This is a genomic window from Phycisphaerae bacterium (genome assembly GCA_024102815.1).
Lineage (GTDB): Bacteria > Planctomycetota > Phycisphaerae > UBA1845 > UBA1845 > JAGFJJ01.
The window spans coordinates 87,799-104,179 of sequence record JAGFJJ010000046.1; the positions used below are offsets into that span (position 1 = coordinate 87,799).

Below are 16,381 nucleotides of genomic sequence, written 5' to 3' on the forward strand. Positions count from 1 at the left end.
CCACAATCCGGACTTTACTTATGTCTGGCCGCGGCGCGGCGGCGGAGTTCGGCGTCGATGAAGTCGAGGATTTCGCCGTCGAGGACGCCCTGGGTGTTGGAGGTGACGTGTCCGGTGCGGGCGTCTTTGACGCGCTGCTCCGGGTAGAGGAAGTAGCTGCGGATGGCGTTGCCCCAGCCGATCTGGCCTTTCTCGCCGTAGAACTTGGCGAGCTCGGCGTCGCGCTTGGCCTGCTCGACCTGGTAGAGGCGGGCGGCGAGCATGCGGCGGGCGGTGTTGCGGTTCTTGTGCTGGGATCGCTCGTTCTGGCACTGGGCGACGATGCCGGTGGCGAGGTGGGTGAGGCGGACGGCCGAGGAGGTCTTGTTGACGTGCTGGCCGCCCTTGCCGCCGGCGCGGTAGGTGTCCTCGCGAACGTCCTCGTCCCAATCGATATCGATCTCGATGTCGTCGAGCTCGGGTTGCACGTCGACGGAGGCGAAGCTGGTCTCGCGCTTGCCCTGGGCGCTGAAGGGTGAGATGCGCACGAGGCGGTGCACGCCCATTTCGCAGGAGAGATAGCCGAAAGCGTACGGGCCCTTGATGAGCAGGCTGCACGACTGGATGCCGGCATTCTCTCCGTAGCGCATGGACAGCTCTTCCACGTCGTACTCGTTGCGCTCGAAGAAGCGGAGGTACATGCGGAGCATCATCTCGGCCCAGTCGCAGGCGTCGTCTCCGCCGGTGCCGGCCTGGATGTTGAAATAGGCATTGCGGGCGTCGTTGGGTCCGGCAAGGAGCGTGAGCAACTCGATGTGATCGACCTCGCGCTGAAGCCCGGCGAGGCCTTCGTCGAGCTCCGTGGCGATGGCGGGATCGTCTTCTTCGTTGAGCAGGTCGGACATGGCGCGGAGGTCGTCGGCACGGGCGACGGCGCCGCGGACGGGGTCGACGACGGCCTTGACGGATTTCAGGCGGCCGACGGTCTCCCGGGCTTTCTCGGGATCATCCCAGAAGTTGGGGGCGCTCATTTCGGCCTCGACGGCCTTGAGCGCTTCAAGCTTGGCGTCGTAGTCAAAGAGAGTCCCGGAGGGCGACGATCCGGGCCGAGAGGTCTTCGAGTGTGCGAGTGGGATCTTCAAAGGTGACCATGCCGTCGGTTCCGTGACAAGGTGCGTGCTTTATGGCTGCGGCGCCCGATACACGCGCTCCATGATAACGTCTTCAACGGGTAGGGAAACCTCGCCGGTAATGATGGGGCTCTGTTCGCGGTCGAGCGCGGTGATCGTGTCGACGACATCGGTGCCGTCAACGACGCGGGCGAAGGCGGTGAAGCCCTGTTCGTCGAGGAAGGCATTGTCGGCGAGGTTGATGAAGAACTCGGTGGCGGCGGAGTCGACGTCGAAGTCTCTCGTTCCGGGAACGGCGCGGAGGGCCATGGCGACGGAATAGGGCATGGCATTGGTGATGACGTCGTTGACTTCGGCGGGGATGGTGCCACGGGTCGGCTCGCGGAGTTCCAGGTCGCCACTTTCGGCGCGGAAGTACCCGCCGCCCTGGAGGACGAAGAGCTCGCAGTCGTCGGTGGCGGTCGGGGACTGGCAGGCGATGCGATGGAAAAGGAGGCCGTCGTAGAAGCCGTCGTCCACGTAGCGGAGGAAGGCGGCGGTGTGCCGGGGGGCGACCTGGCCATCGAGTTCGAGCGTGACGGCGCCGAAGCGCGTTTCGATCGTGACCCGGGGTGACAGGCTGGGGACGGCGACGACTTCAAAGTCCCGGGTGGCCTCCAGGTCAGGCTCCGCGTTGGCGACGACCCTGACCCGCAGATTCACGGTTTCGGGAGCGGAAACGGTGAGTGCGGTCTGCTCGTCCTCGGGAATTTCGATCGTTGCGTCGCCGGAGATGATCTGCCACGCGACCGCGTACTCTTTGACTTCATCGGCCACGTCCACGCGGAGTGGAGTCGGCTCGCCGATGACGGCGAGGTCGGGGACGTCGGTATCGAGGACGCTGCGGACGTCGATGGCGAAGAATGCCCGGCCGGTGGCGCCGGTGGCATCCGTGGCAGTAACCCGGAAGGAGTACCGGCCGGGTTCGGGAAATCGCGAGGCGGTGATCGCCGGGGTGTCCGAGGATTGCAGGTCGAGATCGGCCGGGCCGTCATTCTGAATCCAGCGGTAGACATAGGGAGGCGTGCCGGAGGCGGCCATCGCGGTGAGGGAAGCGGTGGTGCCCTCGGGAAGCGAAGACGGGCCGGTGATGGAGACGGCAAGGTCGCCGGGAGGATCGGGGCGTGCGGCGCCGTCGCTGATCAGGGGGACGCAACCGGCGACGAGCAATAGGGCTAGAATCGGCAAGATTGCAATGGTTCGACAGGTCATATGGCGTCACCGGGCTAACGTTCGAATCGCGGCACTCCAACAGAAATCACAAATCACACTCGCGTGCGGAGGCGATTGGTTCCAGTGGCGAGCCGGCGACAGGGGTCCGTGACCGGGCCGCGGCGCGCGGTTACAATGCGTCTTTCGCATCGCCATCGCCGGCGACACAACAGGCTATCTCACCGGGCCTTGGGATGTCCAATCACGACGTATACCAATCTCCGCTTGTGGAGCGTTACGCCTCGCGGTGGATGAGCGAGTTGTTCGGGGCCCGCCATCGGATTCTCACGTGGCGACGGTTGTGGATCGCGCTGGCCAAGGCCGAGCAGCGGACGGGACTGGGCGTTACGGGCGAGCAGATTGAGGAACTGGAGCAAACGCTGGAGTCGATTGACTTCACCCGGGCGGCGGAGCTCGAAAAGCACCTCCGGCATGACGTGATGGCGCACATCCACGCGTGGGGAGAGATCGCGCCCAAGGCGCGAGGGATTCTCCACCTGGGGGCGACCAGCGCATTTGTCGTGGACAATGCGGATCTGATCATCCAGCGGGATGCACTTCGGTGGATCGCGGAGTGGCTGGCGAACGTCATTGACGGGCTGGGGGGCTTTGCATCGCAGTACGGGGAATTGCCCTGCCTGGGCCTGACACACTTCCAGCCGGCCCAGCCGACGACGGTGGGTAAGCGGGCTGCGACGTGGTGCTGGGACTTCGTTCGTGACATGGAGGAAGTGGAACATCGCATCGGGACGCTACGATTCCGTGGAGTCAAGGGAACGACGGGTACGCAGGCGAGTTTTCTCGATCTTTGCGGAAGTGACCACGAGAAGGTCGTCGCTCTAGAGCGCGACGTGGCACAGCAGTTCGGGTTCGACCGGGTGGAGCCGGTCACGGGACAAACGTATTCGCGGAAAGTCGACGCGGAAATTGTGGGCACGCTGAGCGGGATTGCGGTCAGCGTGCACAAGTTTTGCAATGACGTCCGGCTTCTCGCGGGGTTCAAGGAGATCGAGGAGCCATTCGAAAAGGACCAGATCGGCTCGAGTGCGATGGCATACAAGCGCAATCCGATGCGCTGTGAGCGGGCCACGGGGCTGGCGCGCTTCGTGCTCTCATTGGTGAATTCGCCGCTTCAGACGGCGGCGGAGCAGTGGTTCGAGCGAACATTGGACGATTCGTCCAACAAACGTTTGGCGTTGCCCGAGGCCTTTCTGGCGACGGATGGGATGCTGCGAATTGTGGCGGATGTCGCGCGCGGGTTGGTCGTGTATCCGAAGGTCATTGAAAATCGGCTGCGGGCCGAGTTGCCCTTCATGGCCACGGAGCGGATTCTGATGCTTGCGGTTGCCGCAGGCGGAGATCGGCAGGCGCTGCACGAGCGCATCCGTCAGCATGCCCAGGCGGCGGCCGCGCGGGTGAAGAATGAGGGCAAGGCCAACGACCTGCTGGATCGCTTGCGCTCCGATTCGGCGTTTGCGGGGGTTAACATTGACGAGGCGGTTGATCCGGCGGCTTTCATTGGTCTGGCGCCGCAGCAGGTAGATGGATTTGTGCGGGATCACGTGGAACCGGTGCGGAAGAAGTATGCGAGTTTGCTGGGTCGAGAGAGCGAGTTGGCTGTATGAAAGGGGGAATCGGGTATGTGGCAGGAGTCGATGACCGACATGCCTACGCGTCGAAGCGAAACGTGGGCATGGCACCCGCGCGCAAGAAATGACTTGCGGGCCGGAATCTGATCCGCACGTCGGGCCCAACGTAGCCGGGAAGACCGATTCCGCGGGGAGATTGTTGCATGAACCTTGCGAAGCGAATCAAAGAGGCGGCCTACCTGGAGGGTGATTTCACGCTGCGCTCCGGGCGGAAGAGCAAGTATTATCTGGACAAATACCTTTTCGAGACCCAGCCGGACATTCTGGGTGAGTTGGGCAAACTGTTTGCGAAATATGTAGGTGAGTCGACTACGCTCGTTGCCGGGGCGGAGTTGGGCGGGGTGCCGCTGGCAGCGGCCACGTCGATGGCCTGCGGCAAGCCCTTCGTGATCATCCGCAATGCGAAGAAGGACTACGGGACTTCGAAGCCGTTCGAGGGAAAGCTCACGGCGAGCGACAGCGTGCTCTTGGTGGAGGACATCGCCACGACGGGCGGGCAGGTGCTGGAGGCGGCCAAGCTGATCCGGGAGATTGGGGCGACGGTCGAGCGGATCGTGGCGGTGATCGACCGGCAGGAAGGCGCGAGGGAGAACATCGAGGGGGCCGGGTTTGCGTTCGTGGCGCTGTTCACGAAGCATGATCTGGGGATCGAATCGTAGGAGATCGGGCCCGGGGGCGCGCGGACGCAATCGGGCGCACGCATTCCGGGGACGAATGGAGCGGGCTCCGGGGATGCCGGGAGATGGCGTCGGACACGTGGCCGGGAAACGAAGTCAGTGACCGTTCGCCTCTCGCGCAAGGGTCCATCGAGACGGGCAGGCTCGTCCGCAATCGAAAGCCGCTTTGACGCGCTCGGAGCGAACGGAGAGGGACTCCCATGCGACTGAAACCACGGAGGGTCAAACGATCGCGGAAGTGGAGCTTGGGGCCTTGGGCTGTCGGATGCCTGCTGCTGGTTGGCGTAGCGATTGCATTTCCCGGCGCATCGGCCCAGGAACCGCCAACCGCGACGAATGCGAACTCGGTCGATGCCGAATCGGCGAAAACACCCGCAACCGCAGATGTTTCTCCGCCGCCGGGTGACGATGCGGCGCCGGTTGACCCGTCCAATCCGCCGCCGCCGAGCAAGCCATCGAAGCTGAGTCCGGGTGAGCGTTACGGATTGTGGTCGGCCATGCCGGCGATCGTGGCCATCCTCCTGGCGATCGCCACGCGTCAAGTCATCCCCGCACTTGTCATTGGACTTCTCGTCGGGGCGTACATGCTCGTGCCGTGCCTGCCGCCTGATGACGCGCTTGCGGGGGTACCCTCCTGGATTGCCGGGGCGCGGCTCGCTGTCGAACACGTTTTCTTTAGCACCCTCCGGCAATCGGACAAGGCGACCCCGGAACACCTGATGATCGTCGTGTTCACGCTGGTGATCGGATTCACCGTCGGGGTGATGGCTCGTAGCGGCGGCACGGCGGGAATGGTTCGGCTTGTGGCCGGGTCGTCGAATTCGCGACGACGGGGGACGCTGACCGCGTGGCTGGCAGGCCTGGTCGTGTTCTTCGATGACTACGCCAACACGATGATCATCGGCCCGACGATGCAGCCGGTGTTCGATCGGTTGCGACTCTCGCGGGCGAAGCTGGCGTATATCGTGGATTCGACGGCGGCGCCGGTAGCGTCGCTGGCGCTGATCGGGACATGGGTCGGCACGGAGATCGGGTACATTCAACTCGGGTTAGACACCGCGACAGGAGATTTCGTCCCGCCGTTCCTTATGGACAGCAGCGGAGTGGGCGTTTTGAACGGCATGCAGGTGTTCATCAACAGCCTGCCCTACCGCTTCTACGCGATTCTCGCGCTGGTGATGGTACTGCTGGTGGCGGTGACGGGACGGGACTTCGGTCCGATGCGGGCGTCGGAGCGACGCGCGGCGGAGGGTCTTGCGTCGAAAGGGCAGGAACCGTTCGGGAATTCGACCGGCGAAGCGGGTCCGACGCCGAACTGGGTACTGGGGATCGTGCCCGTTCTGGTGCTCATCGGGACGACCGTCGGTGTACTGATGATCACAGGCTATTACGCCACGGACCCGGATGCACTGGCCAAGGCGGATGCACTTTGGCGCAAGCTGAACATCCTGGTGGAACACGCGGACAGCTATCTGTCGATTCTTTATGGAGCGCTGACCAGCGCCGTCGTGGCGGTCGTGCTCGCATCGGTGGCGAGGGCGTGCAAGCTGCGGGAGAGCATGGACGCCGGGTTGGAAGGCATGTCCCGCATGTTCCCGGCGATCGTGATCCTGGTGCTGGCGTGGTCGTTGTCGGAGGTACTGACCGACCTGCAACTGGGAAGCGTCGTTGCAGGGCATTTGAAGGCGGCCGCGTTTCCGGTGCAGTGGATGTCGCTGGCGGTTTTCGCGTCGGCGGCGTTTATTTCGTTTGCGACGGGAACCTCTTGGGGGACGATGGGCATTCTCTGTCCGACGGTGGTGGAGATTACCGTTCGGCTCATCGAGCACGAGCCGGGGATCTCACCGGAATTCGCAGCGGTGCAGTTCTATGGCGCGGTCGGGGCGGTGCTGGCCGGTTCGATATTCGGCGATCACTGCTCGCCGATCAGCGACACGACGGTGCTCTCGTCGCTTGCCAGCGGCTGCCGGCACGAGGAGCACGTCTGGACACAGATGCCCTACGCGTTGGTTACGGCGGTAGCATCGATGGGGCTGGGTGACGTGCTGTGCAGTGCCTACGGGGTGGAATGGTATTGGGGGCTGGTCGCGGGGTCGGGGTTCCTGCTGTTTGTGTTGCTGGTTTTCGGACGAGGGACGCGCGTTGATCCGGAAGCGGACGAGTCAGGTTCAAACCGGAAAGAGCCCAGCCCGCTTCGCCGCCGTCTGTTGGAGCGGATGCAGGAACCGCCGGGTGAATCAGGGTCGTAACGCCGGCGCAACTGGGGGTTTGCGTCGCCTCTCGCCGAAGGTTAAGGTGGACTCACTTGATTCCGCGGGGGCGAACTGGGTCAGCAGGGTTTAATCACACGGCATGTCGGAGCCTGCGATGCACATTATTCGATCACTCTTCCTTCTGGCTACACTCGCGTTCTCGGGCGTCGTGCTCGGCGCCGAGACGCCAACGCTGGACGAGGTGGAAAAGGCGGTCGCGGAACGGGCGGCGGAGATCAAGAGTCTGACGGCGGATGTGCATACGGTTTCCAAGACGCAGCTGGCGACGTCGGACTCGAAGGGCAAGATTGAGTACGCCCAGTCGGAGGGCAAGGAGCTGATCCGCTACGCGCAGAGGATCGACTATCGCGGCGTTTCGCAGAGTATGATTCTCAAGGTCGATATGTACATCAATGGCGATCAAGCCTATTCGGTGCGGGAAGTCAACGGCGAGACCATCGTGATTCCGCAGAGCGCCAATTCGCTACTGACGAGCCCGAATGGACTTCGCATGCTGGAATTGGCAAAGGCGGGCGAGAAGATGACGGTGCTTCCGGAGGCCGAGATCGACGGCAAGCCCATGTTCGTTGTCCAAGTCGATGCACCGCCGGAGAGTTCACGTGCGTACAGGCAACTGCACGTCTTCATTGACAAGAAGACCGGAGTCACGCGTCGAATGCGCGGCTTTGGTCCGGATGGATCGGAAGTCCTCTCGGTGGACTACACCGACGTCGCTCTCAATCCCGAAATTGATCAGGAACGGTTCAAGTTCGTTATGCCCGAGGGCGCGAAAGTCCTGAGTATCGGCGGGGCCTATCGCGGGTAGGAGCCCTTGGCTCGCCGCCCACGATCTTGATTCGCGCTAGTGGGCGGGTAATGCCTCCACGAGCTGGTCGATTTCGCGCTCGGTATTGTAGACATAGGGGCTTGCCCGCAGGCGTCCATGTCGAACGGCGATGACGATGCGGTGCTCGGCTTCGAGGTGGCGTTGCACCTGCTGGTGGTCGTGCGTGTCGGAGATGAAGGCAACGATGGCGCTGGCCTCGGTGGCGCTGCGAGAGCTGATCACGCGGTAGTTTTTGCGACGCAGCCCTTCGACGAGGCGATCGCTCAGCATGAGCAGCCGCTTGGCGATGCGTTCCACGGACAATTCGCGGATCAACTCGATGGCGCCACCCAGGGCGAATACCCCGCACAGATTGAGGCTTCCGGCTTCGTAGCGGCGGGCCGAGTCGGCAAACTCGAACGCGTACTTATCGAATGCAAAGGGCTCCTTCATGCTCAACCAGCCGATGGTTGAAGGATGAAGGTGTCCCTGGAGTTCCTTTCGCACATAGAGCAGGCCCGCCCCCTCCGGGGCGCACAGCCACTTGTGTCCGTCGGCAGCGAGGAAGTCGATGTTCATCGCTTGGACGTCGATGGGGAACGCGCCAAGCGACTGAATCGCATCCACACAGAAGAAGACCCCCTTGTCCTGGCAATACTCGCCGATAGTGGCCAGGTCGTTGCGAAAACCGCTGGCAAATTCGACCGATGAAATCGCCACGACACGGGTGCGGCTGTCGATGAGCTCAAGCACACGCTCGAGGGGGATCCTCCCGTCCTCCTCGAGGGCGGTTCGAATTTCCACGCCCCGGGAGCGCAGGGCAAGCCAGGGATACATGTTCGCGGCAAATTCGACATTGGTGGTAACGACGTTATCGCCACTCTTCCAGCTCAGGCCGTTGGCAACGAAACTGATCCCTTCGCTGGTGTTCTTGGTGAAGGCGATCTCATCGGCGTTGCCATGGATGAGATCGGCGACCAGCCCGCGAACGCGGTCGACCTGACGGAAGAACCCCCCGCGCAGGTAGGCGTTCTCCTCGGCGTGCTGAATGTAACGGCGGGCGGCTTCCGCAGCGCGGCGGCTGAGCGGTGCCACGGCCGCGTGATTCATGAAGTTGTAATTCCGCGTGATCGGGAATTCGTCGCGTAGCGTTTCCCAGTCCATAACCCACCATGCACGTTCATGCGGGGCGGATCAAGCGCCTGCCGCGTTTCCAACCACCAGGGCACTCGGGCGCCGTGCCGTGCCTCCCTCCCGAGTATACGATTCGAATCGCAGCGCGGCCGGTAATCCGGGCCGGCATCATTTCTCGAACAGCAGCAAACGGAGCCCGTACTTATCCTAGGGTCGATAGGCCAGCTTTTCTAACGGCGACGAAATTTGGCGACTGCCAGGGAGAGGCTCGTACGCACCGACTCTATCGGTCATCGGCACGCGAGCGTATGCTGGCGGGTATGACCGGGTTGACGGATTTGGCGTCCGAACCCGGAGGATGGTCTCCCAGAGATCGCGATGGCAACGGGAACTGGCAAACGCTTGGAGAAACGTCACGGCCGATTGCGATGGGACGATGTGCTTCCCATTATTCACGACAGCCGGCAGTTGCTGGTGGTCGAGAAGCCCGCCGGGCTTGATACGAGCCGCCTGCCGGAAAGCAGCGTGGACGGGGTCGTGGAGATTCTTCGCGCCTTCCTCGGCGAAGAAGAGTTGCTACCGGTCAACCGGCTGGCGCGTTATGAATCCGGCCTGCTGATGCTGGCGCGGGATGCGGAGACTGCGCGTGCCCTGCGGGGGGTCTGGCGGAGTGGTCGGGTGCGGCAGGAGTATCACGCGGTGGTTATGGGGCGCGTGGGGCGGGGAGCGATCAGTATCACGGAACGACACGGTTCATCAAAGGGTCGATCGCGTCGGAGGGAAGTTCGAAGCAAGCAAGGCGGCGCGAGAAATGCGGCAGTCTCGACTCCCCAGGGATCAACCCCGGAACGGGTCAACACGACGATACAGGGGTTATTTGCGGGCGAGCGGCGCTCACTCGTGGTCTGCCGGACAACCGCTCCCACTACACACGCGCTCCGAGCGCAACTTCGCTCGGCCGGGCACCGACTGGTGGGTGATCCCCTTCATGAGCCGCGGCACGCGCGAAGACTCGTCACAGGGACCTGTCTGCACCTGGTGCGCGTCGGCTTTCCGCGCGGCGCGCTGCCGGATGGAGCGCGGTTGCAGTGTTTGCCCCCGGATTATTCGGCGGCAGTCCGCGGAGAACGGGACTTTACGCGACCTCTGGTCGCGGCGCTCGCTCGACGGCTTCCTCTTCTCCGCAGCGAGACCACGGACGCTTACCGCCTTCTGAGCGGCGAGCAGGAGGAGATGCCGGGGCTGATCGTCGAACGATTCGGCGCAGAGGCGTTCATTTTCACTGACGGCAAGACATCCGGCGCTGCGGATCGTCTGCGGGAGACGGCGCGGTGGTATCGTGAAGCGTTGGGTCTGCGGGCGGTTTACGCGAAAACCTCCGCCTCGACGGCGGGCGCGTCGGGTGCCGAGCCGGCGGACTCAGCTCTGCTGCTAGCCGGCAGGGACCTGGTGGGAGACTTGCTGGCTACGGAACATGGGCTGAGGTTTCTGGTGCGTCCGGATCAGTCCTATTCTGTGGGGCTATTCCCGGACCAAAGGGACAACCGGAAAGCAGTTCGAGATTTTTCGGCCGGGCGCGATGTGCTGAACCTGTTCGCGTACACATGCGGCTTTTCGGTAGCGGCCGCGGTAGGCGGCGCCCGGTCGGTGGTGAGCGTCGACCTCTCGTCCAAGGCGTTGGAGTGGGGCAAGGAGAATCTCCGGGCGAACGGGCTCGATCCCGGCGCGTTCGCGTTCGAGCGCTCTTCGGCTTCAGACTTTCTGAAGCGGTCCATGAAGCAGAATCGAACGTTTGACTTGATCATTCTGGACGCGCCGACATTTGCGCATGGTCGAAACCGAAAGCAATCGTTCTCGATCTCCCGGGACCTGAGCGGACTGGTGGCGCAGAGCAGCGAGGTTCTGCGACCCGGCGGAATCTTCCTTGTATCGATGAACTTCCGTCGCATGTCCTGGCGCGGATTGCGGGAACGGATTCGGCGTGGCTTGGCCGGCCGGCGTTATCGGGAGCTTGCTTCGCCGCCGCTGCCGGTGGATTACGCGGTCGATCCCGATCACGCCAAGTGGATCTGGATCCAGGTCGACTGACGCGCGGATGTTCCCATAACAAGGCTTCTATCGCCCTTTTCCTGCGCCGTAACCATTTCATTTCGTATGCTTTGAAGGGAGGGATTGTCGGACGCGGCAGCGTTGGGCGCAAGACGTGGGTGTGCGTGTCCGGCGCCGCGTCGTGTTTGGCTCGTCGGTTCCTTCATACCTGGCACGCGTATGAACACGCTTGTTCGCTGGTGGCGGGTTCGGGCCCTGGAATCGAACAACTTCACCACGCGCATCCGCGCGCTGGAGAAGGTGTCATCGCATCCGGATCGTCGATTCGTCAGTCCATTGCTGGACGGGCTGGGCGACGACGATGCCGACGTGCGGGCGACGTCTGCGAAGGCGTTGGGAGAAATCGGCGACCCTCGAGCCGCGCAGGCGCTCGTAGAACGACTGCTCTGCGAGCGTGAACGAATCGTTCTCGATTGTATTTTCCCCGCCTTGGCCAATCTGGGGGCTGAGGCGGTGTTGCCATGGCTGACTCAGGCGATGGAGTCCGAGGATGCACAGACTCGCTTCGCTGCCGCCGCCGCACTGCGAAGGCTGTTCTGGGAGCATCTGACAGTCAACCAGCAGGCCCAGGTCTCTATCCTGAATGACGATTACTTGACGGCAGCGGAGCTCGGACCCGCAGCCCTCGAGCCCCTTAGGGAAGTCATCCACCACGATACGCCACGGGCGGCGCGGGATGCGGCGGATGCGCTCGGGCAGGTGGGTTCGCCGGAGGCGATCGCGCTGCTGGAGGAGACGGTCCGGGATTCATCGTTGCCACTGGAAACGCGACGCGTGGCGGCGTGGGCACTGAAGCGCTACGCGTGGGACGGGTTGTCTGAATCGACCCTGGCATGCCTGGCGGTGATCAATGAGAGTTGGTCCGATGCCGTAACCGTTGGCGACGCAGCCATTGCACCACTTTGTGAAGCGCTGAACGAGGGTTCAACGACGGCGCGGGAGCGGGCGGTCATGGCCTTGGTGCGTATCGGGACGGATCAGGCCATCAAGACGCTCTGTCAAGCCATGCTCGACGCCCAGCAGAATGTGATCATTCGCTGCGCTGCGGCCAAGGCACTGGGAAAGATGGGGGCAACCGCTGCTGTAGATTCGCTTTTAAATGCACTGGATGAAAGCGTCTGGTGCGTCCGGGAGGCTGCGGCACGGGCGCTGGAGATGCTGCAGGCCCCGAATCCGGATCTTCGACGTACGGCGCTGCGGTTGATGGCGTTGAAGGACTGGCAGGCGGTGGCACGGCTGGGACAGGAGGCCCTCAAGCCGCTTTGCGAGGCCATGCGATTCTACTCGGTGAGCCAGTCGGTAGCGCGGACGCTTTGCGAGATGGGGGACGCGGGCATTGAGACACTGGTAGCAATTCTGCGGGACAAGAATCAGGACCCGGCGCTTCGCGAAGTCGCCGCAGCGGCACTGGCCGACGCCGGTGATCAGCGTGCGATCGAGCCGCTGGTAGAACGTCTGCGTGACCCGGACATCGTCATCCGCCAGTCGGCGGTGTGGATGCTCGAGCGCCTTGGATGGAACCCTCGCAATGATACTGAGAAGGCTGTCGTGGCGATCGTGCGTGAGGATTGGGCGTGGGTGAGGTCTCTGGGTTCGGCCGCCGTCGAACCATTGCTTCGCCTCGCGGAATCGGGCATGGCCCGGGACGAAACCTTCGCGGCGCTACATGATGTCATCAAGGAGAAAGCTGCACGGATCTCAATCAAGCAGCTCAAGGAGATCGTGGCGTTGCCCGATCCGGAAGAGGTAAACGCCACGCAAGTGGCTACCGCAACTCGAACAGCCCAGGCACCGGAGTCGGCCGCTGGGTGTGTCAAACTGCGACAATTCGCCAAGTTCGAGCTGATTCGACGAGGGATTATCAATTGAAGCATGGGGATCCGCACGGCATTCCCTGCAAGCTGAGCAATCTTCAAAAGGCATCGGTTCAGACCCAAGGACAATAGACCGATAAGACAAGGGACCCCGTCCTTGTGAGACGGCGTCGCGGGAGGTTGCGGTGCGCGCTGCGAACGCCATTGCCCCGATGCGGGAGCTCTTGCGCTTTCGCCAGTTGCTGGTGAGCCTGGCATGGCGGGACGTGCGCGTGCGCTACAAGCAATCGTTGCTGGGACTGGCGTGGGCGGTGCTTCTGCCGGTGGCGATGATGCTTGTGTTTACCTTCGTTTTCACGCGGGCGGTGGACGTGCGCGGGCGTCTCGGCGAGCCGATGCCCTATGCCCTGTTCGTCTTCACTGGGCTCGTGCCGTGGACGTTCTTCGCGCAGAGCCTGACGGGATGCGCGAACGCGCTGGTGGCCAATCGCAATCTCGTCACAAAGGTCTACTTTCCGCGCGAGGTGTTCCCGCTGTCGGCCGTGGCGAGCGGGCTGCTGGATTTCGCCATCGCCCTGGGTGTGCTTGCAGGGCTGGGGATCTACTTTCACCTGACCGGCGCGTGGCACATTCGAGTCGGGTGGACGCTCCTGCTGCTGCCAGCCGTCGTACTCGTGCAGACTATCCTGACCGTGGGGTTGGGAATGTTGCTGGCCATGGCCAACGTCTTTTACCGCGACGTGCGGCAGGGAGTCGGCGTGGTCGTTCAATTGTGGATGTTTCTCTCGGGCGTCGTGGTTCCCGTGCCGAATGACGGCTCGCAACTGAGCGCGTTGCTTTCGTGGAACCCGATGGTGCCGCTCATGCAAGCCTACCGGGACTGCCTACTGCACGGCCGGATGCCGGATCGATCCTCATTCTGCTACGCGATTTTTGTGGCGCTTCTGGTACTGGCGGCGGGTTGGATCTGCTTCCGCCGTGCGTCGCGACGATTCGCGGAGGTGATTTGATGGATCATGCCGCGATACAGGTGCGGTCCGTTGCCAAGCGGTTCCGCTACGGTTCGTCGTGCCGATCGCTCGGTCGGCTGCTCCGGGACGCGTGGTCCGCGGCCCAGGGGGGGCGGCACGGAGCGCAAACCCGAGAATTCTGGGCCGTACGCGACGTCAGCTTTGAGGCGATATCAGGTGAGGCGCTGGGGCTTATCGGACCGAACGGCGCCGGTAAGAGCACGATGCTCAAGCTCCTGGCCGGCATCCTGTCGCCGGATGGTGGGACAATTGACGTTCGTGGACGACTGGCCGCGCTCATCGAAGTCGGCGCGGGCTTCCACGGCGACCTCACGGGACGGGAAAACATATTTCTCAACGGGGCCATCCTGGGCATGAGCCGCAGGGAGATTCGGTCGAAATTGGACGCCATCGTGGCATTTGCAGGTCTGGAACGGTTCCTGGACACGCCGGTCAAACGCTACAGCTCGGGCATGTATGCGCGGCTGGGGTTCAGCATCGCGGCCCACGTTGATCCGGACGTTCTCTTGGTCGACGAAGTTCTCTCGGTGGGCGACGCGGTTTTCCGGCTGCGGTGCATGGAGCGGATTCGGGAGCTGATCGAGCGGGGCGTGAGTGTCATATTCGTGACCCACAATCTGGATCAAATGCAGGCTGTATGTTGCAGAGCGATCGTTCTTGAATCCGGGCGGGCGGTGTTCGAAGGTCCCGCGCGGGATGCCGTGGGTGCGTATCTGGATGCCATGTCGCGCAGCTTGGCAGACAGGCCCACGGACGTGTGCGGAGACGGTGCGGAGGCGGACCACAAGCCCGACGTGGAGGTCATCGGATTTCGTCTGCTGAATGAGCTTGATGAGGAGGTGGCGTGGACGCGGGCGGATGAGCCAACTCGAATTGAAATGACTCTGCGTTTGCGGCGGGCGATTCCCCGCATGGTGGTAGAAGTGAATCTGCGGGCCGGCGTCGGGGATCAAGTGCTGAGTGTCAACTCCGGTCGAAGCAGGACGGCCATACCTGGAACGAAGGGTGAGCAGCATATCGAACTTCGCCTGGCACCCCTGCGACTCCAAGGCGGGCAGTACGCGTGGAACATCCGTGTCTGGGACGCCGAGCGAGGAACAACGGAAGTGGACACGCCGTTTCGGTATCCGTTGTTGATTGATGATAGCGGGAAGGCAACGGGTCGCGTGTGTGTCGATCATGAATGGTTGCTTCCCGCTCGTTGTAGCGCCGCAATGAACGGCACCGCTCTTACGGACAAGATGGTTCCCGCCCAGCACAGTCCGGACACGACCGGCAACGTGAATGACGTGGAGGTGGCCCATGCGCCTGTGCATCTTCGGTGATGCTCATGCGATCCACCTGAAGCGAGCGGCGGCGGCGTTTGCGGCGCGTGGGGCGACTGTTCACGTTGTCACCGGAAAGGTCGCGGACGTTCCGGGGGCGACGGTAGAGCGGTTCAGCGTTCCAGCGGCGAGTCTGCGAAATCCAAGGCGATGGGCATCGCGTTGGCGGCACTACCTGACCAGATTCGTCCGCGAGTTCGATATCGTGGCGTTGTATTTCCTTCACGATTGGGGATTCGATGCGGAGATTCTCGATCAAGGATGCGTCGTCGTCGCCCCGTGGGGGTCGGACATCACGCCGCCTCCAGGGGAGGAATCTGCGGATGAGGAATTGAGGGCAAGTCGGATCGAGCTGATTCGCCATGCGGCATTGGTGCATGCGTGGGGACCATGGTTTGCCGGAGAAGTGGCACGGCTCGCGGGGTTGCATCGGTCTGAAGTGAAGGTGCTGTGTCCCGGTGTAGACCTGTCCTTGTTTGACCTTGATCGGTTTCCGGCTGGACCGCGAGAGGCGCGTCCACCAACAGTCGGGTTCTTCAAAGGATTCCGCGCCGTGTACGGACCGAAGTCCCTGATGGCGGCGATCCCATCCGTTCGCCAGGTCGTCCCCGACGTTCGGTTTGAGATGATCGGCGACGGTCCGGAGCTGGCGGTCTGCAAGGAGATGGCGGTCCCGGGCGCCTTCGCGGAATGCTGCGTGTGGCATCCGCCGCAACCACAGGATCAATTGCCGAGTTTCCTGGCCCGGTGGGACCTCACCGTGATTCCATCGGTTTGTGAGAGCTTCGGCATTGCAGCGCTCGAGGCGTCGGCCATGCGCGTACCGGTCGTGGCTTCACGGATCGGTGGGTTGGTCGACGCCGTGGCCGATGGAGAAACGGGCCTCCTCGTACCCCAGGGAGACACGGCGGCGCTCGCTTCAGCGGTCGTTCGATTGCTGAAAGAGCGAGACTTACGGTCGGCCATGGGCGCAGCGGGTCGGGCACGAGTCCTGGCGGAATTCGATTGGACCCAGCGGTCCCAGGAGTGGTACGAGGCATACGCGCGGGCCCGAGAAAAACGGTGCGTCATGGTTTGAGTTCGATGCGACTCCGCCGGGTCGGTCCGTTGTGATGTGATCGCGACGCGCCGCTGACACCCGGCGAGCGAGTTAGCCGATAGGAAGCCGAGCGGCGGCGCGGCCGGTGTTTGGATGGGGCAAATC

General features: G+C 63.0%; 12 protein-coding genes. 9 read left to right on the forward strand and 3 right to left on the reverse strand.

What is annotated here, in order from left to right; translation table 11 throughout:
* Positions 1-14 precede the first annotated feature (14 nt).
* Both prfB and J5J06_10590 read right to left on the reverse strand, forming a co-directional pair.
* Positions 15-1,121 carry a peptide chain release factor 2 gene (gene prfB, locus J5J06_10585; GenBank protein ID MCO6437523.1) on the reverse strand — a complete coding sequence of 369 codons (1,107 nt, stop codon included), beginning with the start codon at positions 1,119-1,121 and terminating at the stop codon, positions 15-17.
* Positions 1,122-1,160: 39 nt separating this feature from the next.
* Entirely contained in the window at positions 1,161-2,336 is a 1,176-nt protein-coding gene (locus J5J06_10590; protein MCO6437524.1) for a peptidylprolyl isomerase, read from the reverse strand.
* 218 nt (positions 2,337-2,554) lie between these two features.
* Here J5J06_10590 and J5J06_10595 point away from each other — a divergent pair, with 218 nt between their 5' ends.
* From J5J06_10595 to J5J06_10610, 4 genes are all read left to right on the forward strand, one after another.
* Positions 2,555-3,985 (forward strand): adenylosuccinate lyase, encoded by a 1,431-nt coding sequence (locus J5J06_10595; protein MCO6437525.1) that lies wholly within the window; start codon positions 2,555-2,557, stop codon positions 3,983-3,985.
* 167 nt (positions 3,986-4,152) lie between these two features.
* Positions 4,153-4,668: an orotate phosphoribosyltransferase gene (gene pyrE, locus J5J06_10600; protein MCO6437526.1), complete on the forward strand. Its 516-nt coding sequence runs from the start codon at positions 4,153-4,155 to the stop codon at positions 4,666-4,668.
* Between the two features lie 218 nt (positions 4,669-4,886).
* The gene (locus tag J5J06_10605) at positions 4,887-6,935 is read left to right on the forward strand and encodes a Na+/H+ antiporter NhaC family protein (GenBank protein MCO6437527.1); all 2,049 of its coding nucleotides are present in this window, start codon (positions 4,887-4,889) and stop codon (positions 6,933-6,935) included.
* 118 nt (positions 6,936-7,053) lie between these two features.
* Positions 7,054-7,764, forward strand: a complete 711-nt coding sequence (locus J5J06_10610) for a hypothetical protein (GenBank protein ID MCO6437528.1) — start codon at positions 7,054-7,056, stop codon at positions 7,762-7,764.
* 36 nt (positions 7,765-7,800) lie between these two features.
* Here the strand turns inward: J5J06_10610 and J5J06_10615 are convergent, their stop codons facing one another.
* Positions 7,801-8,928: an aminotransferase class V-fold PLP-dependent enzyme gene (locus J5J06_10615; protein MCO6437529.1), complete on the reverse strand. Its 1,128-nt coding sequence runs from the start codon at positions 8,926-8,928 to the stop codon at positions 7,801-7,803.
* 348 nt (positions 8,929-9,276) lie between these two features.
* Here J5J06_10615 and J5J06_10620 point away from each other — a divergent pair, with 348 nt between their 5' ends.
* The 5 genes from J5J06_10620 to J5J06_10640 all read left to right on the forward strand — a co-directional run bounded on the left by J5J06_10620 (position 9,277) and on the right by J5J06_10640 (position 16,255).
* The gene (locus J5J06_10620) at positions 9,277-10,986 is read left to right on the forward strand and encodes a class I SAM-dependent methyltransferase (protein MCO6437530.1); all 1,710 of its coding nucleotides are present in this window, start codon (positions 9,277-9,279) and stop codon (positions 10,984-10,986) included.
* A gap of 180 nt (positions 10,987-11,166) precedes the next feature.
* Positions 11,167-12,876 carry a HEAT repeat domain-containing protein gene (locus J5J06_10625; protein ID MCO6437531.1) on the forward strand — a complete coding sequence of 570 codons (1,710 nt, stop codon included), beginning with the start codon at positions 11,167-11,169 and terminating at the stop codon, positions 12,874-12,876.
* A gap of 130 nt (positions 12,877-13,006) precedes the next feature.
* Positions 13,007-13,831, forward strand: coding sequence for an ABC transporter permease (locus J5J06_10630; protein MCO6437532.1), 825 nt, complete (start codon positions 13,007-13,009; stop codon positions 13,829-13,831).
* On the forward strand, positions 13,831-15,177 hold the full coding sequence (locus J5J06_10635; protein ID MCO6437533.1) for an ABC transporter ATP-binding protein: 1,347 nt from the start codon (positions 13,831-13,833) through the stop codon (positions 15,175-15,177). The genes J5J06_10630 and J5J06_10635 overlap by 1 nt, the downstream gene beginning before the upstream one ends.
* Positions 15,155-16,255 carry a glycosyltransferase family 4 protein gene (locus J5J06_10640; protein MCO6437534.1) on the forward strand — a complete coding sequence of 367 codons (1,101 nt, stop codon included), beginning with the start codon at positions 15,155-15,157 and terminating at the stop codon, positions 16,253-16,255. Before J5J06_10635 ends, J5J06_10640 begins: the two co-directional genes overlap by 23 nt.
* The last annotated feature ends 126 nt before the right edge of the window (positions 16,256-16,381 follow it).

Coding starts and splice junctions, on each gene's coding strand:
- J5J06_10635 (MCO6437533.1), top strand. CDS start 13,831: ATGGATCATGCCGCGATACAGGTGCGGTCCGTTGCCAAGCGGTTCCGC.
- J5J06_10610 (MCO6437528.1), top strand. CDS start 7,054: ATGCACATTATTCGATCACTCTTCCTTCTGGCTACACTCGCGTTCTCG.
- J5J06_10605 (MCO6437527.1), top strand. CDS start 4,887: ATGCGACTGAAACCACGGAGGGTCAAACGATCGCGGAAGTGGAGCTTG.
- J5J06_10625 (MCO6437531.1), top strand. CDS start 11,167: ATGAACACGCTTGTTCGCTGGTGGCGGGTTCGGGCCCTGGAATCGAAC.
- J5J06_10620 (MCO6437530.1), top strand. CDS start 9,277: ATGGCAACGGGAACTGGCAAACGCTTGGAGAAACGTCACGGCCGATTG.
- J5J06_10640 (MCO6437534.1), top strand. CDS start 15,155: ATGCGCCTGTGCATCTTCGGTGATGCTCATGCGATCCACCTGAAGCGA.
- J5J06_10615 (MCO6437529.1), bottom strand. CDS start 8,928: ATGGACTGGGAAACGCTACGCGACGAATTCCCGATCACGCGGAATTAC.
- pyrE (MCO6437526.1), top strand. CDS start 4,153: ATGAACCTTGCGAAGCGAATCAAAGAGGCGGCCTACCTGGAGGGTGAT.
- J5J06_10595 (MCO6437525.1), top strand. CDS start 2,555: ATGTCCAATCACGACGTATACCAATCTCCGCTTGTGGAGCGTTACGCC.